A 22,103-nucleotide genomic window follows, 5' to 3' on the forward strand; every position below is an offset into this window, starting at 1 on the left:
AATGTGAGGATGCAGGTTGTGGACCTGATGGGCATCGACATCGCCACCCTCGCGTACCTCGCGGGCAGCTCCGCCAACGACGAGATCGTCAAGCGGCTGCACGAGATCGGGCACAAGGGCGTCCGGATGTCACACGGTTACGTGATCCAGCACCTCGTCGACGGGGAGCCGAAGGTGGGGGAGCTGGGCGAGCTGCTCGGCGTCACCCAGCAGGCCGCGTCGAAGCAGCTGCTGGAGCTCGAACGCCTCGGGTACGTGCGGCGCGTGCCGGACCGCGCGGACGCCCGGATCCGGCGCGCCCAGCTGACCGACAAGGGCCGGCGGCTGGTCGACGACAGCCGCCGGCTCCGGCGCGAGCTCGACGTGCACGGTGACGACGAGACCAAACGCGCGCTGGTCAGGCTCCTGGTGGCGACCGGTGGCGCGGAGAAGGTGCTGAAGCGCCGGGTCGTCGAGGCGGACTAGGGCTTGAAGACCGGCTGGATCCAGTAGTTGCTGCCGAACCACGTGTCGGTCGGGAAGCCGCCGCCGTAGCTGTACACGCCGGCGTTCGGCGGGATCTTGAACGGCGTCTGCACGACGTTGCCGGTGAAGTAGTTCTCCGTCGCCCGGTAGCCACCGGCGGGGGTGTAGTAGGAGACGACGTACTCGGTGCCCGCGGTCACGGGAACCGGTGTGCTGAAGGTGATCCGCTGGCTGTAGGCCGCGCCGGGAGCCTCTTGCTCGGCCAGCAGCACGCCGTCCGCCCAGAGTCGCGCGGTCACCGGTCCGGTGTAGCTGCCGCGCCGGATGATCAGGGCCGTGACGGAGCCGGGGCGGTCGAAGGCGACGCGCATGCCGAGCTCGACGGCCTGCTCGTCCGGGTCGTTGATGGTGGGGCTGTGCGTGTCGTTCAGGTAGAGCGAGGTTTCGTACTGCAACGGCGGGACGGTCGTGCCGCCGACGTGGATGGTGCGGGACACGGTGACGGGGCCGGTGGTGGACGCGGTCTTGGCGCGGGCGTGGATCGTCAGCGGGCCGGGGACGGACGGCCACAGCAGGACCGACCAGCGTTCGCCGGTGGCGTCGACGGGGGTCCAGTTGGTCTGGCCGTCGGTCGAGAACTCGACCTCGGTGATGCCACCGGACTCGCCGTTGACGGCGCCGCCGATCACGAGCAACGGCTCGTTCAACGGGACCGAGGCCTGCTCGGTCGGAGCCCAGATCATCGCCATCGGACCGGCGTCCGCGAGGGCGGGAGCGTTGGGAGAGACCAGGAAGAGTGCCAGCAGCAGTACTGCTAATCGTCTCATGTACGGCAGATCGTCCGCTGCGGAGACGCAGTTACGGCGTTGCGCTGTTCGGCCTGAACTCGATCGGCTGACAGTCGTACCCCGGTCCGCCGGATGTCGTTGACGAGTACATGACCTGTGACAACGAAGTCCCGGTCCCCGAGACGCGGGTCCCGGTTCGTCGTCGGCAGTTCCTCACGTTCCTCGTGGCCGCGCCGGTGCTCACCGTCGCGGTTCCTGGCACGGCCGAGGCCGTCATCCCGACGCTGCCGCAACCGGCCGAGATCCTCGATCTCGGCGACGTTCTGATCCTGGCCGGTACCCCGACGGCGGGCGCTCTCGCGGTGCTCAGCGTCGGCGAGGACGGCGTCGTGACCCTCGACCTGCCCCGCGCGGAGGTCGGTCAGGGCATCACCACGGCGTGCGCGATGCTCGTCGCCGAGGAGCTCGACCTGCCGCTCGACCAGGTTCGGGTGACTTTGGCCGACGCGCGGCCCGAACTGCTGATGAACCAGCTGACCGGCGGTTCCAACACGATGAGGTCGGTCTACGGGCCGGTCCGCCAGGCGGCGGCGGCCGCCCGCGCCAGACTGCTCGCGGCGGCGGCGAAGCAGCACGGCGTGGCGGTCGAGCGACTGTCCACACGCGACGGTGCGGTGATCCTCCCGGACGGGCGGCCGATCCTGTACGGCCTGCTGACGTCCGCGGCGGCGCAGCTCACCGGAGTCTTCGCCGCGCAACCGAAACCGGCGTCGGAACACCGGATCGTCGGCACCCCGCAGTCGCGCATCGACGCCCGCGCGATGGTCACCGGGCAGTTCAAGTACACGCTCGACCAGGACGTCCCCGGCGCGATGCCGACGGTCGTGCGGCGCCCGCCGACGATCAACGGGTCGGTCAAGGCGGTCGACTCGGCGGCGGCACGGGCGATGCCCGGTGTGCTCGCCGTCGGGGTGGTGCCGACGGGTGTCGCGGTGGTCGCCGAGACGTTCGGGCAGGCGCTGGCCGCCCGGGACGCGCTGAAGGTCACCTGGAACCCCGGCACGATCGACTCGTTGTCGGACAAGGAGATCCGCGACAAGCTGAAGGCCGCCGCGCTGCCGTTCGTGGTGCCGCCGCTGCTGACCCAGCACGTCGACATGGAGTTCGACTTCGCGTTCGTCAGCCACGCGCCGATGGAGACGAACTCGGCCATCGCGGACGTCCGCGAGGACCGGGCGGAGATCTGGGCCGGGCTGAAGTCGCCGATCGTGGCGAAGCAGACCATCGCGGCGGCCGTCGGGCTGCCGGAGTCCGCGGTGACCGTGCACGTCATGCAGGGCGGCGGATCGTTCGGGCGCAGGCTGTTCTTCGACGCGGCGATCGAGGCCGCGCAGATCTCGAAGGCGTTGAAGCGCCCGATCAAGCTCATGTGGGACCGCAAGGACGACATGCGGCACGGCCGGGCCCGCGCGGCGAGCCACCACAAGCTGCGGGCGACGTTCGCGCTCGGCAACGTGCTGACGTTCGAGCACCGCGTCGCGTCCGTGGAGACCGACTTCCGGCACGGCCTCGGCGAGATCCTCACGGCCACCGCCGCGAAGCTGCCGGTCGGCGGCAACCTGTCGTTCGCGCAGACGGTGTTCCTCACGACGTGCAAGGTGCCGTACAACTTCGGCGTCGTCACGTCGTTGCTCAACGAGGTGCCGCTGCGCATGCACACCGGCTCGTGGCGGTCGGTCTACTCGGCGAACACCCGTGGCGCCGAGGAGATCCTGGTCGACCAGCTCGCCGCGAAGATGGGCAAGGACCCCGTCGCGTTCCGCCGCGAGTTCCTGAAGAGCGCCCGGCAACGCGCGGTGCTCAACAAGGTCGTGGACGAGGGCCAGTGGGGCAAGACGATGCCTCGCGGTTTCGCCCAGGGCATCGCGTTCCACGACGAGTACAAGTCGTGCACCGCCTGCCTGGTCGAGATCGACGCCCGCGACCCGAAGAACCCGCGCGTGGTCAAGGCGACGATCGCGGTCGACGTCGGCCGTCCGATCAACCCGCGCGGCCTCGAGGCGCAGATGCTCGGCGGCCTGACCGACGCCATCTCCACCACGTTGCGCGCCGGTCTGCACATCGACAAGGGCCTGCCGCTCGAAGGCTCCTACTCGCAGTTCCACTACGCACGGCAGAAGGACGCGCCGCTCGACGTTCGCATTCACGTGATGCCGGCGACGGGCGAACCCGGTGGTGCGGGGGAGCTGGGCGTGCCGGCCGCGGTCGGTGCCATCGCCAACGCCTACGCCCGCGCGACGGGTGTGGTGCCGCGCAGCTTCCCGATCATCTTCCCGGTCGACTTCGAGCCGTTCCCGCGCTGAAGGAGCGTCAGCTGTGCCTACTTACACGTTCGTCGTCAACGGGGAGCAGGTCGAGGTCGACGCTCCGTCCGACCTGGCGCTGCTCTGGGTGCTGCGGGACAAGCTCGGGGTGCGCGGGCCGAAGTTCGGCTGCGGCATCGGGGTGTGCCGGGCCTGCACGTCCCACCTGAACGGGGCCGAGATCCAGCCGTGCGTGACGCCCGTCGGGGAGTGCGCGGGGCAGGAGGTCACCACGATCGAGGGGCTCGCGTCCGGCGACGACCTGCATCCGGTCCAGGAGGCGTGGCTGGAGCAGGACGTCGCGCAGTGCGGGTACTGCCAGCCCGGGCAGATCATGGCCGCGGCGGCGTTGCTCCGGACGAAGAAGGAGATAACGGACGAGGACATCGACCGCATCGCGAACGTCTGCCGGTGCGGCACGTACTTCCGGATCCGCAAGGCGATCAAGAGCGCGGCCGCCAAGATGGGCTAGCGCCGCCGGCAGGACCTAGAGTCAGCGCGGCCGGGAATCCCTTCCGGCGCAGGAGGATTCCCGTGCTCGCGCTGTCCGTTTTGTTGCTCGTGGCCGTTCTGGTGTGCGCGGTCGTCAGACCGTGGGGCTGGCCCGAGGCCGTCGTGGCGGTGCCCGCCGCGATCGTGGTCGTGGTGGCCGGGGTGCTGCCGGTCGACCACGCCGTGGACGAGGCGGTGCGGCTGGGGCCCGTGATCGGGTTCCTGGCCGCGATCCTCGTGCTCGCCCAGCTCTGCGACGACGAAGGGCTCTTCCACGCCTGCGGCACGTGGATGGCGCGGGCATCGGGCGGGCGGCCGCGGACGTTGCTGGGCGGGGTGTTCGTCACGGCGTCGGTGACGACGGCGGTGTTGAGTCTGGATGCGACGGTCGTGCTGTTGACGCCCGTCGTGTTCGCCACGGCCGCACAGCTCGGTGTCCGGCCGAAGCCGCACGTCTACGCGTGCACGCATCTGTCCAACAGCGCGTCGCTGCTACTGCCGGTGTCGAACCTGACGAACCTGCTGGCGTTCGCGTCCAGCGGGCTGAGCTTCACGCGGTTCGCGGCGTTGATGGCGTTGCCGTGGGTGGTGGCGATCGGCCTGGAGTACCTCGTGTTCCGGAGGTTCTTCCGCACCGATCTCGACGCGCCGGTGCACGCGCCGCTGGAGCAGCCCGTGCCGGAACTGCCGGTGTTCGCGCTGACCGTCGTCGGCCTCACGCTGGTCGGGTTCGTGGTCGCGTCGGCCACCGGCGTCGACCCGGCGTGGGCGGCCTGCGCGGGCGCGCTCGTCATGGCGGGCCGGGCGTTGGTCCGGCGCAAGACGACGGTCACCAAGATCGTGAAGGCGACCTCGTTGCCGTTCCTCGCGTTCGTGCTCGGGCTGGGGATCGTGGTGCGGGCGGTGGTCGACAACGGTCTCGACGACCTGCTGCGGCACGCGATCCCGGACGGCACCGGGCTGCTCGCGCTGCTCGGGGTGGCCGCGGTCGCCGCCGTGCTCGCGAACGTGATCAACAACCTGCCCGCGGTGCTGGTGCTGCTGCCGCTGGTGGCGCCGTTCGGGCCGGGAGTGGTGCTGGCGGTGCTGCTCGGCGTGAACCTCGGGCCGAACCTCACCTACGCCGGGTCGCTCGCGACGCTGCTGTGGCGGCGGATCGTGCACGACCACGACACCGAGGTGAACCTGGCGGAGTTCACGAAGCTCGGCCTGCTCGCCGTGCCTGCCACCCTGGTCGGCGCGGTCGTGGCACTGTGGGCGTCCCTGCAGCTGATCGGAGGATGACCATGACGGTGGTCGTGTGGATCGCCGACGACACCTGGCAGGACTGCGTCGACGCGGCCCGCGGGTGCTCGGGCGAGAGCTTCGTGTTGCTGCACGTCAGCGACCACGACGTGCCCGGGGCGGCGCACGGTGCGTTCGCCGGGCTGTTCGGGCGGAGCTCCTCGCTGGACCCCGGCACGCGGCTGGACGACCTCGCCGCGGACCACTCGACCCGGCTGCTGGCGGCCGCCGCCGAACGCCTCGGGGTGCCGTGCGAGGTGCGGACGCGGGTCGGGCGGGTGGAGCACGAAGTCGTTGCGGCGGCGGAAGGCGCGTCGCTGCTGGTGCTGTGCCGCGACGGAGACGTGTCGCACGCCGGCCCGCGCAGCCTCGGCCCGGCGACGCGGTTCGTCGTGGACCACGCGACCTGTCCGGTGCTGCTGGTGTGGCCTTCGTAGATTCGTCCGCGCAAACTTGCGCGCACGCACTTTTCGCGCCTACCCTCTGAGGTATGCGCGCCAAAGGCATCGCGTACGACACCGGTTTCGTGCGCCACGGAGAGAACTCCGTCCCGAAGTTCGACCTCGACGCGGTCCACCGGGACCTGACCGCGATCAGAGATGACCTGCACTGCACCGCCGTCCACCTCGTCGGCGGTGATCCCGAACGGCTCGAGCGGGCCGCCGGGATCGCCGCCTCCCTCGGGCTGGAGGTCTGGTTCTCGCCCTACCCGCTGGAACTGACGCCGGCCGAGATCCTGGAGCTGTTCACCGACTGCGCCGTGCGGGCCGAGCGGGTCCGGGCGGCCGGCGCCGAGGTGGTGTTCGTGACGGGAGTGGAGCTCAGCGTCATGAACTCCGGTTTCCTGCCCGGCGACGACGTGCTGGACCGGGTGGGGCAGCTGCTGGGTCACCCGGAGCGGATGCGGGAGGCCGGTGAACGGCTCCGCGAGTTCCTGGCGGCGGCCGTTTCCGTGGTGCGACAGCACTTCGGGGGTCCCGTCACCTACGCCTGCATCCCGTTCGAGAACCCGGACTGGGAGTTGTTCGACATCAAGTCGTTCGAGCTGATCCGCTCGGCCGAGGTCGCCGACGTGTACGCCGACAGCATCAGAAACGTGGTGGCGCAGGGCAAACCGGTCGCCATCACCGGTTTCGGCACGGCCGCGTGGCGTGGTTCGGGAGCCGTCGCGCCGCGCAGCATGGAGATCGTCGAGCACGACGAGGCCGGTCTGCCGGTGCGGGTGAGGGACGGTTACGTCCGCGACGAGACCGAGCAGGCCACGTACCTGCGCGAGGTGCTGGAGACGTTCGAGGAGACGGGGGTCGACGCGGCCTTCGTGTACATGTTCGCCCTGGCCAACTACCCGCACCGGCCCGGCGACCCGAGCCGTGACCTCGACATGGCGGGCCCCGGCATCGTGAAGGTCCACGACGACGGCACCTGGGAGCCGAAGGAGGCGTTCGCCGCCGTGGCCGAGGTCTACGCCCGGACGTAACTCGCTTGGCTGCCCACGTCCTGCCGGTCACACTCGGGACATCATGAGCAGCAGGTTGCGAGCCATCGCCCACGACACCGTCGCCATCTCGGAGCGAGGCTCCTACACCACCCCGGCGGGCGCGGTGCCCGTCGACGTCGCCCCGGCCGTCGCCGGAACCCGCCTGCACCTGCCGGACGAGGTGCTCTCGCTGCCCTCGCAGACCGGCGCCACGCGGGTCGACGTCACCAACGAGTCCACTTTGGACGCCACCCGCCGGCTGGGCGGGGACGTCGCCGCGCTGGTGTTCGCCTCGGCCCGCAACCCCGGCGGTGGCTTCCTGAACGGCGCGCAGGCGCAGGAGGAGAGCGTCGCCAGGGGATCGGCGCTCTACCTCAGCCTGCGCGCGGCCGGCGACTTCTACGCCCACCACCGCGCCCGCGAGGACCTGACCTACAGCGACCGCGTGATCTACTCGCCGCGCGTCCCGGTCTTCAAGGACGACAAGGGCACGTTGCTGCCGGAGCCTTACGAGGTCTCGTTCCTCACGTCCGCCGCGCCGAACCGCTCGGCGATCCTGCGCACCCAGCCCGAACGCGCCGAGGGCATCGAGGTCGCGTTGCTGCGGCGGGCCATCCGGGTGCTGCACGTGGCGGCGTCGCACGGGCATCGGCGGCTGGTGCTGGGCGCGTGGGGGTGCGGTGTGTTCGGCAACGAGCCCGAGGCGGTGGCGCGGATCTTCGCGCTGGCGCTGCGGGACAACCGGTACTTCGAGCACGTGGTGTTCGCGGTGCTGGACCGCGCGAAGGGCACGCCGACGTTCGCCGCCTTCGAGGCCGCGCTCGCCTGAGCCACCAGTGCTTCAGCTGAGCCATCGCGGTGCCATCCCGGAGCCGCGATGGCTCTTTGCTGTGTCAGCGGCCTGTCCGTGCGCCTGTTGAAACCGCCACCGCACCTGCCCTGACCTGCAATGAGCCAAAATGATGCCACGCTGAGCCAGAATTGCTTGCCGGTGGTGCCACCGTGTGTCATAGTGGTGCCATGGATCTGACCCCGTACGTGGCTTCCCTCGGTCGCGAGCTGCTGACCGCCGTCGAGACCGGCGGCGACGAAGCGAACGCGCTGGTCGAGCGGTTGACCGTGACGATGGAGTCGGCGATCCGGCTGGCGCTGCTCGAAGCGCTCTCCGCGGCCGCCGACGAGATCACCGCGGACCTGGCACCGGACTCGGTGCAGGTGCTGCTGCGGGGCCGTGACCCGAAGTTCGTCGTGTCGCGCCAGGTGCCGGCCGCACCCGCCGCCGCGCCGGAGCCGACCCCCGCGGCGCCCGCCGAGGACGTCGCCGCCAGCTTCGACGACGGCAGCACCGTGCGCATCAACGTCCGGCTGCCCGAGCCGCTCAAGGCCGCGATCGACGAGGCCGCGGCCAAGGAGGGCCGTTCGGTCAACGCGTGGCTCGTGCGCGCGGCCACCGCCCAGCTGAGCCCGAAGCGCGAGACCCTCGCCGAGGCCATCACGTCGGAGATCACCGGCTCGACGCGTTTCGTCGGCTGGGTCCGCTAACCACAGCCTTTCACCACATCGCCCCGACCTGCGGGGATGCACCACTGACACCTTCTGAGGGGACAGCCATGCCTTCTTACGACACGCCGGAACCGATTTCCGTACTGCTCGACGTCTACGCGGGCCACGTCCAGATCGTCGCGACCGACCGCACCACCACGACGGTCGACGTGCGGCCCTCCGACGCGCACGACTCGTCCGACGTCGACGCCGCGCGCAAGACCACCGTCGACTACGGCGACGGCACGCTGATGGTGCGCGGGCCGAAGCGCACGTTCGACTTCTCCAAGAAGACCAGGTCGGTCGACATCACGATCGAGCTGCCGACCGGGTCCAAAGTGGACCTCGACGTCACGGCTGGCAGCGTGCGCACCAGCGGCGTGCTCGGCGTGACCGAGGTCGACCTGTCCGCGGGCAACATCCACCTCGACCGCACCGGCGCGTTGAAGGCCGACACCGGCGCGGGCCAGGTCAAGGTCGGCGCGGTCACCGGCAACGCCGAGGTCAAGACCGGCAGCGGGCACCTGCGCGTCGGCACGGTCCGCGGTTCGCTGGTCGTCAAGAACTCCAACGGCCACATCGACGTCGGCACGGTCGAGGGCGACCTGCGGGCCCGCTCGGCCAACGGCGACATCAACGTCGAGCGCGCCGAGGCGTTGGTGGAGGCCCGGACCGCGATGGGGTCCATCGAGGTCGGCGAGGTCGTCAAGGACACCGTCACGCTGAACACCGCGATGGGCGGCATCGAGCTCGGCATCGCCGAGGGCACCGCCGCGTGGATCGACGCCAAGACCTCGTTCGGCCGGGTCAGCAACACGCTCGAAGGCAGCGACGGCCCCGGCAACGCCGCGCAGACCGTGAAGGTCACCGCCCACACCGCTTTCGGCGACATCGCCGTGCGCCGGGCCTGAGGGGGAACGACATGCACGCGATCACGGCCACCGGCCTGCGCCGGTCGTACGGCGACACCGAGGTGCTCAAGGGCGTCGACCTGAACGTCCAGCGCGGCACCGTCTTCTCGTTGCTCGGCGCGAACGGCGCCGGCAAGACCACCACCGTCAAGATCCTCTCCACGCTGATCGCGGCCCACGGCGGCAGCGCGACCGTCGCGGGGCACGACGTGGCGGGCGACCCCGACTCCGTGCGCGGCGCGATCGGTGTCACCGGCCAGTTCTCCGCCGTCGACAACCTCATGACCGGCCGCGAGAACCTCAAGCTGATGGCCGACCTGCACCACCTCGGCAAGGCGGAGGGCAAGGCGAAGGCCGACCACCTGCTGGAGCAGTTCGACCTGGTGGACGCGGCCGACAGGTCCGCTTCGACGTACTCCGGCGGCATGCGGCGCCGGCTCGACCTCGCCATGACGCTGGTCGGGTCGCCCGAGGTGATCTTCCTCGACGAACCGACCACGGGCCTCGACCCGCGCAGCCGCCGCACCATGTGGGGCATCGTGCGCGCGCTGGTCGCGAGCGGCATCACGATCTTCCTGACCACCCAGTACCTGGAGGAGGCCGACGAGCTCGCCGACCGGATCGCCGTGCTGGACCACGGGAAGATCGTCGCCGAGGGCACCGCGGACGAGCTCAAGCGCCGCATCCCCGGCGGGCACGTCCTGCTCCAGTTCCACGACCCGGCGCACGTCGACGCCGCGCTCCGGATCGTCCGCAACGCCACCCGCGACGGCGAGGCGCTCGCCCTGCGCGTGCCGAGCGACGGCAGTGTCAGTGCGCTCAAGGCGTTGCTCGACCACCTCGACGCCCACGCCGTGCAGGTCGACTCGCTCAGCACCCACACGCCCGACCTCGACGACGTCTTCCTCGCCCTGACGGGAAACCCGGAGAAGGTGGCCCAGCCATGACCTACGTCCTCGCGGACTCGGCGACGATGATCCGCCGCAACCTCAAGCGGATGATCCGCTACCCGTCGCTCACGTTCCAGCTGCTGATCATGCCGGTCGTGTTCCTGCTGCTGTTCGTCTACGTCTTCGGCGGCACGCTCGGCGCGGGCCTCGGCGGACCGTCCGGCGGCCGGGCCGAGTACCTCAACTACGTGACGCCGACGATCATCCTGATGGCGATCACCGCGGCCGTGCAGGGCACGAGCATCTCCATCGCGATGGACATGACCGAGGGCATCGTCGACCGCTTCCGCACCATGAGGATCGCGCGGGTGTCCGTCCTCACCGGACACGTCGTGGGCAGCCTGGTGCAGACCGTGCTCGCCATGACGTTCGTGTTCGGCATCGCCGTCGCGATCGGGTTCCGGCCGCAGGCGAGCGCGCTGGAGTGGCTCTTCATCGCCGTGCTGCTGGTGGGCATGTCGTTCGCGCTGATCTGGTTCTCCGCCGCGCTCGGGCTGGTCAGCAAGTCCGTCGAGTCGTCGAGCAACGTCGGCCTGCCGTTGATCCTGCTCCCGTTCTTCGGCAACGGTTTCGTGCCCACCGACTCGATGCCGACCGTGCTGCGCTGGTTCGCCGAGTACCAGCCGTTCACCCCGTTCATCGACGCCCTGCGCGGCCTGCTGATGGGCACGCCGATCGGCAACAGCGGCTACATCGCGTTTGCCTGGTGCGTCGTCATCGGTGTCGGCGGCTACCTCTGGTCCAAGAAGCTCTTCAACCGCGAATCCACTCGCTGAAGGAGAAACCTCTGATGTTGCACGGACTTCCGATGGAACGCGACGTCACGCCGTTCGATCCGCCCAGCGAGATCACGAAGGTGCGCGAGTCCCGTCCGGTCAGCCCGATGCTCTTCCCGGACGGCCACGAGGGGTGGCTGATCACCGGCTATGAAGCCGTTCGGCAGGCATTATCCGACACCAGGTTCAGCAGTCGGCAGGACCTGGGCATCATCCACGTGCCGTTCCCGACGCCGGGCATGCCCGAGATGACCGAGCCGGTCCCGCAGACGCCGGGCCTGTTCATCAGCATGGACCCGCCGGACCACACCCGGTTGCGCCGCAAGCTCACCGGGGCGTTCACGGTCAAGCGGATGAAGGCCCTCGAAGAGGGCATCCACGAGATCACCGAGCGGCAGCTCGACGCGCTGGCGGAGCTCACCCCGCCGGTCGACCTCGTCCAGGAGTTCGCGCTGCCGGTGCCGTCACTGGTGATCTGCGAGCTGCTCGGCGTGCCGTACGAGGACCGCGACACCTTCCAGCACAACTCCTCGAAGTTCATGGAGAGGCAGGTGACCCTGGAGGACAAGATGGCCGCGTACATGGCGATGAACACGTACCTGTACGAGCTGTGCGCCACCAAGCGCGCGGAACCGGCCGACGACCTCCTGTCGGACCTGGCGCGCGACGAGGACCTGAGCCTCGAGGAACTGACCGGCATGGCGTTCCTGCTGCTGCTCGCGGGCCACGAGACGACCGCGAACATGCTGGCGCTGGGCACCTTCGCGTTGCTGGAGCACCCAGGCCAGCTCGCGGCCCTGCGCGAGCAACCGGCGCTGATCCCCGACGCCGTCGAGGAACTGCTGCGCTACCTCGCGGTCGGCGACATCTTCTTCCGGTACGCGGCGGAGGACGTCGAGTTCTTCGGGGAGACGATCCGCGAGGGGTCGATGGTGGTGCTGTCGTTGCTGGCGGGCAACCACGACCCGGCGCGCTACGACGACGCCGACTCGCTGGACGTGCACCGCAACGCCCGCGGCCACCTGGCGTTCGGCCACGGCGTGCACCAGTGCCTCGGTCAGCAGCTGGCCCGCATCGAGATGCGCGCCGGGTTCGAGGGGCTGCTGCGCCGGTTCCCGAGCCTGCACCTCGCGGTACCGGCCCGCGAGGTGAAGCTCAGGACGGACATGAACATCTACGGCGTCCACGCCCTGCCCGTCGGGTGGTAGCCGTCAGACGGTGAAACCGCCGTCGACGTTGATGCTGGCACCGGTGACGTACGCACCGGCCTCGCCGGCCAGCGCCGCGACCACCGCGGCGATCTCCTCCGCGGTCCCGTAACGCCCCAGCGCGGTCAGGCCGCGGATCGCGTCCGCCATCGGACCGTCCGCCGGGTTCATGTCCGTGTCCGTCGGGCCCGGGTTGACGACGTTCGCGGTGATGCCCACCGGGCCCAGGTCCCGCGCGAGTCCCTTCGTCATCCCGACCAGTGCCGTCTTGCTCGCCGAGTACAGGGCGAAGCCGGGGAACGGCGCGTGCACGGCGACGTTGCTGCCGATGCTGATGATCCGGCCACCGTGCACCATGTGCTTCGCGGCCGCGCGCGCCGCGAGGTACGGCGCACGCACGTTCACGGCCATGGTGTGGTCGAACTCCTCCCTGCCGAGCTCGTCGAGCGGTCCCACCTGGAAGACCGCCGCGTTGTTGACGAGCACGTCCAACCGTCCGAAGTGGACGGCGGTCTGCTCGACCGCCGCCACCACGGCGTCCGGGTCGGCGCTGTCCGCCCGGATCGAGAAGCCGTTGTCCGGCTTGGTGTTCTGGTACGTCACGGCGACCAGGGCGCCGAGCTCGGACAGCTTCCGAGCCACCGCCGCCCCGATGCCGCGGCTCCCGCCGGTGACGAGAGCCGCTTTCCCCTCAAGTGATCCCATGCCGTCGAGCCTGCCGGGATCACGGGTGAGAATCTGGCGGGAATCGGACCGTCAGTTGCTGCCCTTGGTGTAGCCCCACGCCGTGCGGTTGAGGGTGTCCTCCAGACCGGTGAAGCCCTCGTTGGGGTTCAGCACGTCCTCGTGGAAGTCCACGTCGACGTCGTCCGCCGTGCCACCGATGGCGTCCGGGCCCACGCCGAACATGCCCTTCGGGTTGCCGCCCTGGTCCATGATCGCGTCGAGGGCGTTGAACTGGTCGGTGTGCCAGCTACCCGACATGTGCCCGGCCTCGTGCGCCACGATGTTGCCGATCGCCCGGCCGATGAACGTGACCTTGTCGCTGGCGGGCGTGATGTAGCGGTTCAGCGAGGTGCCCGTCTGGGCGGACGGCGCGCTCAGGATGTCCAGCAGCACCAGGGCGGTCTCCTCCTTGCCGAAGTTGCCCGCGTCGATCGACTGCGCGATGCCGACGGTCTGGATGCCGGACTCGGCGATCGAGCCACCGACGACCACGCGGCTCACGTTCGGCTGACCCCACGGGTCGGCGTGGTCGCGGCTGTTCAGGATCCGCACGCCGAACCGCTTGTTGGTGCCCTTCGCGGCGAGGTCCTTCTCGATGTTCTCGCGCACGGTGGCGACCACGCCGTCGATGACCTTGTTCTCGTCGGCGTCGGTGAGACCCCAGCCGGGCAGGAACTTCTTCAGCGGTGAGAGGTCCTTGTTGCCCGCCGTCGGCTCGTTGCTGTAGACGCGGGTGTTGACCCGTGCGCCGTTGAAGTCGAGGAAGACCGTGAGCACCTCGGGCCGCGGGTTGAGCTCGGAACCGGGGCGGTAGGCCTCGACCGTGATGTCGTAGCGGCCGTCACCGTTCTCCGCGCCCACGGTGTAGCGGCCGTCCTTCGGCGCCACGAAGTCCGCGACGGCGTTGCCACCGGCGGGCAGCGGCGAGTTGTCCGCGTACAGGAAGCTGAAGTCCTGCGACGAACCGAAGACCTCGCGCCCGGCCGGGTCGTGGATCACGACCCTGGTCGCCTTGCCCGCCGCCGACGCGCCGAGCACGTCACCGGCCTTGAGGTCGACCGAGAAGTAGTCCTTGTCGGGCTGGGTCTCGGCGAACGTGATGTCGTACGCGCCCTCGGTGAGGACCTGCTTGCCGGTGCCGGGCTTCATCGGGTCGGACGGGATCCCGCCGGGACCGGCCGACGTGACCAGCAGGTAGATGTCCTGGTTGGCCGGAACGCCCACGACGAGCCTGCTGTCCGTGGTGCCGGCGAGGTTGTCGTTGTTCCCCAGCAGCAGGCCGTTCGCGTCGAACGTGACGAGCAGCGTGTCCAGGTCGCCGGACGGCGTGTCGGTCGTGACGACGACGGTCTTGCCCGTGGCGCCACCGGACAGCTTGTAGAAGTCGTGGTCGCCCGTGTGGGCGCCGCTGCCGGTGCTGCCGTGCGGGCCGTCACCGATCCTGCCGCTGGTCTTCAGCGGCGTGCTGACCGCGCTCGCGAGCGGGATGGCGTCGTTGGTCTCCGCGAACGGCTGCGCGACCGGCGTCGCCGGGTCGCCCGCGAGGCCACCCGTGATCGTGAGCTTCGGGTTCTTGCCCCGGCCGGTGCCGAACCCGGCCACGTGCTCGGCCTTCGAGGGCGCGTCGTTCGCGCCCAGGCCGGTCTCCTTCTCGGTGTAGCTCAACGGCTGGCTCGCGCTCTTCGCCGCCGACCGCGTCTGCGCGCGGTTCTGCTTGCGGACCTCCCGGCCGCGCTGCACGGCGGCCCAGTCGACCTGGGCCTCCGCGGGCAGGAACGCGAGCATCGGATCGGGCTGGACCGGCGTCGCCACGGGCTCGGCCGCGGACTGCCCGCCGGCTACCAGAGCCAGGGCCACCCCGGCCGTGAGCACGCCAAATAGCCTTTTGCGCATCTGAACTCCCCAGTTCGGACTCTCCGGACCGAGGAAATCAGCGCAGCGGGGTCAGGCGGGTGCTTTCAGTGACCTCTGTCCACTTTCGGACAACGCGGCCCCGACCTCGTGCAGGTGCTCCAGCACGTACCCGTACGACCGGAACAGGCCGCACTGGGCGTAGGAGATGCCCCGCTGCTCGCAGAACTCGTGAACGATCACCTGCGCGTGCCGCAGCGCGGGCCGGGGCATGCTCGGGAACAGGTGGTGCTCGATCTGGTAGTTCAGCCCGCCGAGCAGGACGTCGGTGAACCAGCCGCCGCGGATGTTGCGCGAGGTCAGCACCTGCTTGCGCAGGAAGTCGAGCGTGTGCCCGGCCGACAGCACCGGCATGCCCTTGTGGTTGGGGGCGAACGAACATCCCATGTAGAAGCCCCACAACGCCTGGTGCACCAGGACGAACGCGATGGCGTAGACGGGGGAGAGCACCCAGAACACGACCGCGAGGTACACCACGACGTTCGCGATCATCACGGCCCGCTCGCGGCCGGAGTGGCGGATCGAGTGCCAGTGCAGCGCGAAGCCTTCGAGGAACAGCAACGGGAAGAACAGGAAGGCCTGGCGTGCGGCGATCCAGCGCAGCACACCGCTCTTCGCCTCGCCCTGCCGTTGCGTGAACGCCAGCACCGAGATGTCGACGTCCGGGTCCTCGTCCTCGTGGTTCGGGTTGGCGTGGTGGCGGCTGTGCTTGCCGACCCACCAGTCGTAGCTGACGCCGACGATGCCGCTGTGGACGTAGCCGACGACCTCGTTCCACCGCCGGGAGGCGAAGATCTGCTTGTGGCCCGCGTCGTGGCCGATGAACGCGAGCTGCGTCGTCATCGCCGCCAGCACGGCCGCCACCAGGATCTGCCACCACGAGTCGCCGAGCAGCGCGAACGCCACCCAGGCCGCCGCGTAGACCGCGAGGTTCACCCCGATGCGGGCGTAGTAGTGACCGCGTCGTCGTTCGAGGAGCCCGGCCTGCTTGATCAGGCTGGACAGCTGGGCGAAGTCGCTCGCCGGGCGAAGCACCATTTGCGCAGAATGCCGGATGGCGGCGACGAAGTCATGCACGGCCGATGAAGTTGTTACGAATCACTTGAGGCGCCCCGGAACCGGTACCGCGCAGTTCCGCACGGGACACGATGGAGTGATCATGATCTTCATCTTCGGCGAGCCGCACGCGCACGCCCGCGACGGTGTTGTCCAGTGCTGCCGAAATTGATCGGTAGAGAGGACCAACAGGCGTGGTCGACCACACCGCCGTGCTCATCGCGGGCGCGGGGCCGGCAGGGCTCGTGTTAGGCAACTTGTTGCAGGCGCAAGGGATTCGCACTCTCGTCGTCGAACGGGCAAGCCGGGACCAGGTGCAAACCCGCGCCAGGGCAGGATTTTTGGGTCCGAACAGTGCTCGCGTGCTGATCGAGCACGGCCTCGGCGCCGGAATGCTCCACAAAGGACGGTCGCACGGCGTCTGCGCTTTCCGGGGCGAGGACGGGGAGTTCGAGCTCGACTACTCCGCTCTCGGGCGGGGTGAGGTGCACACCGTCTACCCGCAGCAGGACCTCGTCACGGACCTCGTCGCGGAGTACCTCCACCGCGGCGGCGAGATCCGGTTCGGCGCCACCGTCACCGGCGTGGATTCCGGTACCGCCACGATCCGTTACCGTGACGAGCAGGGCGAAAGCGTTGTCAGCGGCCGGTTCCTGGCCGGGTGCGACGGCGGCAACGGGATCTCCCGCACGGCGTTGCCGGGCCGCCGGTTCGCGCAGGACCACGGCGTCAGCTGGCTCGCCGTGCTCGCCGAGGCACCGCAGAGCATGGCCGCGGTGACGTACGCGATCCACGACGACGGCTTCGCGGGTCACATGGCGCGCAGCCCCGGGGTGACCCGCTACTACCTCCAGGTGCCTCCCGGCGACGACGCGGAAGCCTGGACCGACGACCGGATCTGGGCCGCGCTGCGCACCCGCATGCGCGTCGACGACTTCGGGCAGCTCAAGGAAGGCCCGATCACCGAACGCCGGATCGTGCGGCTGCGCTCCGAGGTCGTCGACCCGATCCAGCACGACAGGCTGTTCCTCGTCGGTGACGCGGCGAGCCACATCAGCCCGTCCGCCGCCAAGGGCGCCAACCTGGCGATCATGGAGGCCGAGGTGCTGGCGTCCGCGTTCACCTCCGCTCTGCTGCGCGACGACGAACGGCCGTTGGCCGAGTACTCGCGCACCTGCCTGCCCCGCGTCTGGCGGGCGCAGGAGTTCTCGCGCTGGATGATCGACCTCCTGCACGCGCCGGACGACGACTTCCACCGCGCTCTGCGGCGCGCCCGGCTGCACAGCCTGCGCGACTGCCGCGCCCACCAGAACTTCTTCGCCGAGCACTACGTCGGCATCTGAGCCACCGGGAACCGTCACCATGATCTCGACCACCGCACCCGTCATCGCCGCCGCCGACCTCGGCCGGTTGACAGCCGCGATGTCCCTCATCGGCAGACACGACACGCATACGGCCCTCGCCGCCGCCGTGCCGTCGCTGCCGAAGGACCAGCGCGTCGCCGTCACCCGGCACGCCAGTTTCGACCACGCCGCGTTGCTGATCTTCCCGGAAACCCTGGTGGGGCTCACCGACGAGCTCGCCCGCCTCGGCCTCCAGGTCGGCACGATGACCCCGAGCGTCGTCGTCCGCGAACGCCTGAGCGCCCGCTACTCCGTGCCCGTCGCCGACCTGAACATCGGCATCCTGCGCGCGCCCGTGCCCGACCGCAACGGCTGGCCGTGCGAGCTGGAGATCTTCGTGATGGTGACGCCGCCGGAGCTGGCGCACATCGCCGAGGACGAACGCCGTCACCAGCACGAGAACCACGTCGCACTGGCCGTGCGGAGGCCGGATCCGGTGCTGCTGCGCGGGTTGCGCACGATGATCGCCGGCGTGATGCGTCCCGACGGCGGCGGCTACAACGGCTACGAGAACAACTCGGTCCTCTACTTCCGCGACGAGCACAGCGCCGACACCGCGTTCCGCCGCCTGGAACTGATCGCCGCCGGGCGGTTCCCGCAGCTGCAGGCCGTGCACCAGCGCGAGTCCTGCGCGGGCACCGAGTTGCTGCGCCTGCTGACCGGAGCGTGGGCGACGCAGGCCATCGCGACCGCGGCCGAGCTGAGGCTGCTCGACCACCTCGGAACGGTCGAGGACCTGCCGGGTCTCGCGGCCGCCACCGGCACCGAACCCCAGAGCCTGGCGAGGTTGTTGCGCTACCTGGCTTCCCTGGGCGTCGTGCACGTGTCCGGCGAGCGGTACGCGCTCACCGACCTCGGCGCGTTGCTGCGCTCGGACCTCGCCGGGTCGATGCGCCCGCTCGCGCTGATGTACGGCGGGCCGTTCTACCGGTCGTTCGCGGAGCTCACCGAGTCGGTGCGCAGCGGCGAGGAGTCGTACGCGAAAGCCTTCGGGGCGCACCACTTCGCGCACATGGCGACCGATCCGGCGCTGGCCGAGCTGTTCCACGGTTCCATGGCCGCGAGCAACGCCATGTTCACCGGCGTCACCAAGGTCGTGGACTTCTCCCGCGCCCGCACGGTCGTGGACGTGGCCGGGGGCAACGGCGAGCTGCTCTCCCGCGTGCTGCACGCCAATCCGGCGTTGCGCGGAGTGCTGCTCGACCTGCCGAACGCCCTGGCGGCGGCCGAACCGCGGCTCGCCGACCTCGCGGACCGGGTGTCGCTGGTGCCCGGCGACTTCACCCGCGCGTTGCCCGGCGCCGGTGACATCTACCTGCTGTCGCGCGTGCTGCACGACTGGGACGACGAGCAGTGCCGCACGATCCTGGCGACGTGCGCGCGCAGCATGCCCGCGCACGCCGAGCTCCTGGTGATCGAGCGGCTCCTGCCCGAGGCGGGCGAGGTCGACTCGCTCGCGATCCCGTGGGACATCCACATGATGTGCAACACCGGTGGCCGCGAGCGCACCGAGTCGCACTACCGCGCGTTGCTCGCCGAGGCCGGGTTCGAGCTCGTCGAGACGAACGCGCTGCCGTTGGACGCGCACGTGATGCGCGCCCGTTTGAAGTAGATCACCAGGCCACGAGGCAGAAGGGGTGCCCGGCGGGGTCGGCGTAGACGTCGAACGACTCGCCACCGCCGGGCAGCCTGCGCGCACCCAGTTCCAGCACCTGCTTGCCCGCGACCTCGCGGTCCTCCACGCGCACGTCGAAGTGCATGTGCGCGGTTTCGTCCGGCCAGTTCGGCGGTACCCACCCCTCGACCCGTGCGAACGCGACGCCGGGCCGGTCGGGGGCGTCCCCGATGACGACCCAGCCGTCGTCGTCCTGCACCCGGACCATGCCGAGCAGCTTCTCGTAGAACTCCGCGAGCCCCTGCGGGTCAGGGCAGTCGATCACCAGGCCGTGCCAACGTCCGATCATGCGCGGCATGGTGCCTGCCAATGAGGACAACGACTGCCCTGGTTGCTACACGAGATTCATCGACATCACCGGGATCGTCGTGGGCCGCTCCGAGCCGCCCACCGGTTCGACGGTGAGCGCGACCCGCTCGGTGCCGGCCAGCCCCGTCACCACGGTAGGCCCTGACCCCGGAGAGATCAGCCCCGCCGAGTGCTCGCCGTTCGCGTCGATCTTCCAGAGCTGGTAGGTCTTGCCCTCCGCCGGCTGCGGCAGGTTCTTGGCGAGGAACAACGCCTCGTCCCTGCTCGCCGAGATGACGGCCGTGCCGGTGGCGCCGTTCGGTGCCGTGCCGCTGATCAGCTTCGCGTCCGGAGTGGACAGCAGATCGGAGAACCGGCTGTACTCGCTGGAGAGCTGGGCCAGCCTGCGTTCGTCGGCCGTCTCGACGTTCTGCACGCTCACGACGACCACGGCGGCGAGGCAGGCGGCGGCGACCAGCCCGCCGGCCCACCTGAGTCTCCTGCGGTCGGAGAGCCTGGTGACGGTGACGTGCGGGGAGACCTGCCGCGTCTCGGCCGCGGCGGCGAGCACGCGGGCGCGCAGCTGCGGCGGGGGCGGTGACTCGACGGCGACGCCCAGCCGTGCGGCGGTCGCGGCCAGTTCGGCGACCTCCAGCGAGCACGACGTGCACCCGGTCAGGTGCGCCTCGAACGCGATGCGTTCGTTGTCGGACAACGCGTTCACGGCGTAGGCGCCGGTGAGCGTGTGCAGATCGGCGGATGTGGTCCTCATCCGGTCACCCCCATGCAGTCCCGCAGTCTGATCAGGCCGTCCCGCATCCGCGTCTTGACCGTGCCGAGCGGGATGCCCAGCAGGCTCGCGACCTCCGGATAGGAGTAGCCCTGGTAGTAGGCGAGCAGCACGGACTCGCGCTGCAGGTCGGTCAGGAAGCTCAGGCAGCGGCGCACCTGGCGTTGTTCGAGCCGGCCGTCGACCTGCTCGCTCACCTCGTCGAACGGCCGCGCCGGATCGAGACGCGCCGCACGGTCCTCGCGATGCGTCGCGGCCTGGGCGGACCGAACGCGGTCGACGGCTCTGCGGTGCGTCAGCGTGAGGATCCAGGCGGTCGCGCTGCCGCGGCCCGGATCGAACCTGGTCGCCGTCCGCCACACTTCGAGCATCACCTCCTGAAACACCTCCTCCGACTGCGCCTGGTCCCGCACGACCCGTCTGATCAGCCCGAACACCGAGCCCGACACCACGTCGTAAAGCCGCTCGAACGCGGTCTCGTCACCCCGTGCGACCAGGGCGAGCAGGTCGTCGGCACCAGGGCCGACGTCTCGCGGAGTGCTCTGCAGGCTTTGCAGCGCCCGCTCACGCTCAGGCATCCCAGGGTCCTCTCCACAGCGTCGTCCTCAGGTGTTCGCAGCCGAAGCGCTGTTGGATCGGTCCTGAATGAGTCATCACACCCAGTCGGAGCAGCCGAAGGCGTCCAGGCAGCCCCCGGACGCCGCTCCCGTCCGTTGATTCGGTGACGTTCCTGTTCCGGATTGGCTTTGAACTGGCGTTTGCCGAAAATGGCCCGCCGCTCGGTAACGGATCGATAACCGCGCCAATCTGCCCTTCAAGGGGCGGCGAATCACGAGTAGCAACTGCTCGATCACCCTTTGGAGATGTCTCGTCATGAACAAGACCGTCCGTAACACCGTTCTTGCCCTCGGCGCCGCCTCGCTCGCCCTGTTCGGCGCGGCGTGCGGCTCGGGCGACATGGCCAGCAGCGGCAGCTCCTCGACCGCGGCAGCGCCGACCACCACGTCCTCGTCCGCGGCGATGGCCGACCCGGCCAAGGACCTCGTGGGCCCGGGCTGTGCCGACTACGCGAAGCAGGTCCCGTCCGGCGCAGGCTCGGTCGCGGGCATGGCCGCCGACCCGGTCGCCGTCGCCGCGTCGAACAACCCGCTGCTCAAGACCCTGGTAGACGCCGTCTCCGGCAAGCTCAACCCGAAGGTCAACCTCGTCTCGACGCTCAACGGCGCCGAGTTCACCGTCTTCGCACCGGTCGACTCCGCCTTCGCCAAGATCGACGCCGCGACGATCGAGAAGCTCAAGACCGACGACGCGCTCCTCACCAAGATCCTGACCTACCACGTCGTCCCGGGCCAGATCTCGCCCGACAAGATCGTCGGCGACCAGAAGACCGTCGAGACCGGCACCGTCAAGGTCAGCGGCACCAAGGACGCGCTGAAGGTCAACGACGCCAACGTGATCTGCGGCGGCGTGCACACCGCCAACGCCACCGTCTACCTCATCGACTCGGTCCTCCTCCCCGCCTGATCAATCCCGCCTGATCATTCCGGGAATTCCCGAGGACCTTCCAGAAATACGCGATCCGGGGCCGACACGACGTCGACCCCGGAATTCGCGCGCGCACGCAAAGGCAAATGCAAGGACGAGAGGGGCAGGCAGGGCAGACGGGGTGGGCCAAGACTCAGGTCACCAATGGCTTGAGGTGTCCGCGATGCCGAAGGCGAGCCCGACCGAGCGCGCGTACGGCGATGGCGCAGCCGAGCTACCCGACCTCAACGCAATGCCGAAGGCGAGGCGACCCTCCTGGGCGCACCACGGCACCGGTAGTGACGTGACGTGCCCACTCAACTCAGCCACGCACGCTTGAGATTGGGGCTTGACTTTGGGTGCGAGGTGCTAACTTCTCGAGCTCGGCCGGGCGCTTTTCAGCCCGGCCTTTTCCGGCCGACCAGCACCTCGCAAGGGCCCCGAAGTCAAGCCCCAATCTCTATCGACGCGCCA

The 22,103-nt window shown here is 69.8% G+C and carries 23 protein-coding genes; 15 read left to right on the forward strand and 8 right to left on the reverse strand.

Features of this window, described 5'->3' with window-relative positions:
• Positions 1–9 precede the first annotated feature (9 nt).
• Positions 10–465, forward strand: coding sequence for a MarR family winged helix-turn-helix transcriptional regulator (locus ACFWNN_RS43110; protein ID WP_382445800.1), 456 nt, complete (start codon positions 10–12; stop codon positions 463–465).
• On the opposite strand, the gene ACFWNN_RS43115 is transcribed toward ACFWNN_RS43110, so the two are convergent.
• Entirely contained in the window at positions 462–1,292 is an 831-nt protein-coding gene (locus tag ACFWNN_RS43115; RefSeq protein WP_382445780.1) for a DUF4082 domain-containing protein, read from the reverse strand. The genes ACFWNN_RS43110 and ACFWNN_RS43115 overlap by 4 nt on opposite strands.
• A 110-nt stretch (positions 1,293–1,402) precedes the next feature.
• Between ACFWNN_RS43115 and ACFWNN_RS43120 the strand changes: the two genes are divergently transcribed.
• The 11 genes from ACFWNN_RS43120 (at position 1,403) to ACFWNN_RS43170 (ending at position 12,256) form a co-directional block, all read left to right on the forward strand.
• A complete protein-coding gene (locus tag ACFWNN_RS43120; protein ID WP_382445781.1) occupies positions 1,403–3,616 on the forward strand; it encodes a molybdopterin cofactor-binding domain-containing protein in 2,214 nt (737 codons plus the stop codon).
• A gap of 13 nt (positions 3,617–3,629) precedes the next feature.
• Positions 3,630–4,088: a (2Fe-2S)-binding protein gene (locus ACFWNN_RS43125; protein ID WP_382445782.1), complete on the forward strand. Its 459-nt coding sequence runs from the start codon at positions 3,630–3,632 to the stop codon at positions 4,086–4,088.
• 62 nt (positions 4,089–4,150) lie between these two features.
• Entirely contained in the window at positions 4,151–5,392 is a 1,242-nt protein-coding gene (locus ACFWNN_RS43130) for an SLC13 family permease (protein WP_382445783.1), read from the forward strand.
• A 2-nt stretch (positions 5,393–5,394) separates the two neighbouring features.
• Positions 5,395–5,829, forward strand: a complete 435-nt coding sequence (locus tag ACFWNN_RS43135) for a universal stress protein (RefSeq protein ID WP_382445784.1) — start codon at positions 5,395–5,397, stop codon at positions 5,827–5,829.
• A 53-nt stretch (positions 5,830–5,882) separates the two neighbouring features.
• Positions 5,883–6,869: a hypothetical protein gene (locus ACFWNN_RS43140; RefSeq protein WP_382445785.1), complete on the forward strand. Its 987-nt coding sequence runs from the start codon at positions 5,883–5,885 to the stop codon at positions 6,867–6,869.
• Between the two features lie 43 nt (positions 6,870–6,912).
• A complete protein-coding gene (locus ACFWNN_RS43145) occupies positions 6,913–7,698 on the forward strand; it encodes a TIGR02452 family protein (RefSeq protein WP_382445786.1) in 786 nt (261 codons plus the stop codon).
• Positions 7,699–7,889: 191 nt separating this feature from the next.
• Positions 7,890–8,411: a ribbon-helix-helix protein, CopG family gene (locus ACFWNN_RS43150; protein ID WP_382445787.1), complete on the forward strand. Its 522-nt coding sequence runs from the start codon at positions 7,890–7,892 to the stop codon at positions 8,409–8,411.
• Between the two features lie 68 nt (positions 8,412–8,479).
• The gene (locus ACFWNN_RS43155; RefSeq protein ID WP_382445788.1) at positions 8,480–9,322 is read left to right on the forward strand and encodes a DUF4097 domain-containing protein; all 843 of its coding nucleotides are present in this window, start codon (positions 8,480–8,482) and stop codon (positions 9,320–9,322) included.
• 11 nt (positions 9,323–9,333) lie between these two features.
• Positions 9,334–10,269: an ATP-binding cassette domain-containing protein gene (locus tag ACFWNN_RS43160; RefSeq protein ID WP_382445789.1), complete on the forward strand. Its 936-nt coding sequence runs from the start codon at positions 9,334–9,336 to the stop codon at positions 10,267–10,269.
• Complete coding sequence (locus tag ACFWNN_RS43165; RefSeq protein WP_382445790.1) at positions 10,266–11,048, forward strand: ABC transporter permease; 783 nt, start codon at positions 10,266–10,268, stop codon at positions 11,046–11,048. The genes ACFWNN_RS43160 and ACFWNN_RS43165 overlap by 4 nt, the downstream gene beginning before the upstream one ends.
• 14 nt (positions 11,049–11,062) lie before the next feature.
• Positions 11,063–12,256: a cytochrome P450 gene (locus tag ACFWNN_RS43170; protein ID WP_382445791.1), complete on the forward strand. Its 1,194-nt coding sequence runs from the start codon at positions 11,063–11,065 to the stop codon at positions 12,254–12,256.
• Positions 12,257–12,259: 3 nt separating this feature from the next.
• Here ACFWNN_RS43170 and ACFWNN_RS43175 read toward each other — a convergent pair whose 3' ends face one another.
• From ACFWNN_RS43175 to ACFWNN_RS43190, 4 genes are read right to left on the reverse strand one after another with little or no spacing between them, the layout of a single operon-like run.
• Positions 12,260–12,961 (reverse strand): SDR family oxidoreductase, encoded by a 702-nt coding sequence (locus ACFWNN_RS43175; protein ID WP_382445792.1) that lies wholly within the window; start codon positions 12,959–12,961, stop codon positions 12,260–12,262.
• A 51-nt stretch (positions 12,962–13,012) separates the two neighbouring features.
• Positions 13,013–14,875 carry a hypothetical protein gene (locus ACFWNN_RS43180; RefSeq protein ID WP_382445793.1) on the reverse strand — a complete coding sequence of 621 codons (1,863 nt, stop codon included), beginning with the start codon at positions 14,873–14,875 and terminating at the stop codon, positions 13,013–13,015.
• Positions 14,876–14,926: 51 nt separating this feature from the next.
• A complete protein-coding gene (locus ACFWNN_RS43185) occupies positions 14,927–15,931 on the reverse strand; it encodes a fatty acid desaturase family protein (RefSeq protein WP_382445794.1) in 1,005 nt (334 codons plus the stop codon).
• Between the two features lie 31 nt (positions 15,932–15,962).
• Positions 15,963–16,169, reverse strand: a complete 207-nt coding sequence (locus ACFWNN_RS43190; RefSeq protein WP_382445802.1) for a hypothetical protein — start codon at positions 16,167–16,169, stop codon at positions 15,963–15,965.
• Positions 16,170–16,194: 25 nt separating this feature from the next.
• Here ACFWNN_RS43190 and ACFWNN_RS43195 point away from each other — a divergent pair, with 25 nt between their 5' ends.
• On the forward strand, positions 16,195–17,292 hold the full coding sequence (locus ACFWNN_RS43195; RefSeq protein ID WP_382445801.1) for a 4-hydroxybenzoate 3-monooxygenase: 1,098 nt from the start codon (positions 16,195–16,197) through the stop codon (positions 17,290–17,292).
• Between the two features lie 19 nt (positions 17,293–17,311).
• A complete protein-coding gene (locus ACFWNN_RS43200) occupies positions 17,312–18,964 on the forward strand; it encodes a methyltransferase (RefSeq protein WP_382445795.1) in 1,653 nt (550 codons plus the stop codon).
• A 1-nt stretch (position 18,965) separates the two neighbouring features.
• On the opposite strand, the gene ACFWNN_RS43205 is transcribed toward ACFWNN_RS43200, so the two are convergent.
• The 3 genes from ACFWNN_RS43205 to sigK are packed head-to-tail and all read right to left on the reverse strand — an operon-like array spanning position 18,966 to position 20,683.
• On the reverse strand, positions 18,966–19,316 hold the full coding sequence (locus tag ACFWNN_RS43205) for a VOC family protein (RefSeq protein ID WP_382445796.1): 351 nt from the start codon (positions 19,314–19,316) through the stop codon (positions 18,966–18,968).
• 45 nt (positions 19,317–19,361) lie between these two features.
• Positions 19,362–20,087, reverse strand: a complete 726-nt coding sequence (locus tag ACFWNN_RS43210) for an anti-sigma factor domain-containing protein (protein ID WP_382445797.1) — start codon at positions 20,085–20,087, stop codon at positions 19,362–19,364.
• Positions 20,084–20,683, reverse strand: a complete 600-nt coding sequence (sigK, locus tag ACFWNN_RS43215; RefSeq protein WP_382445798.1) for an ECF RNA polymerase sigma factor SigK — start codon at positions 20,681–20,683, stop codon at positions 20,084–20,086. The genes ACFWNN_RS43210 and sigK overlap by 4 nt, the downstream gene beginning before the upstream one ends.
• Before the next feature lie 295 nt (positions 20,684–20,978).
• Here sigK and ACFWNN_RS43220 point away from each other — a divergent pair, with 295 nt between their 5' ends.
• Complete coding sequence (locus tag ACFWNN_RS43220) at positions 20,979–21,629, forward strand: fasciclin domain-containing protein (protein ID WP_382445799.1); 651 nt, start codon at positions 20,979–20,981, stop codon at positions 21,627–21,629.
• Positions 21,630–22,103: the final 474 nt, after the last annotated feature.

It is taken from the genome of Lentzea sp. NPDC058450, assembly GCF_042721395.1.
Lineage (GTDB): Bacteria > Actinomycetota > Actinomycetes > Mycobacteriales > Pseudonocardiaceae > Lentzea.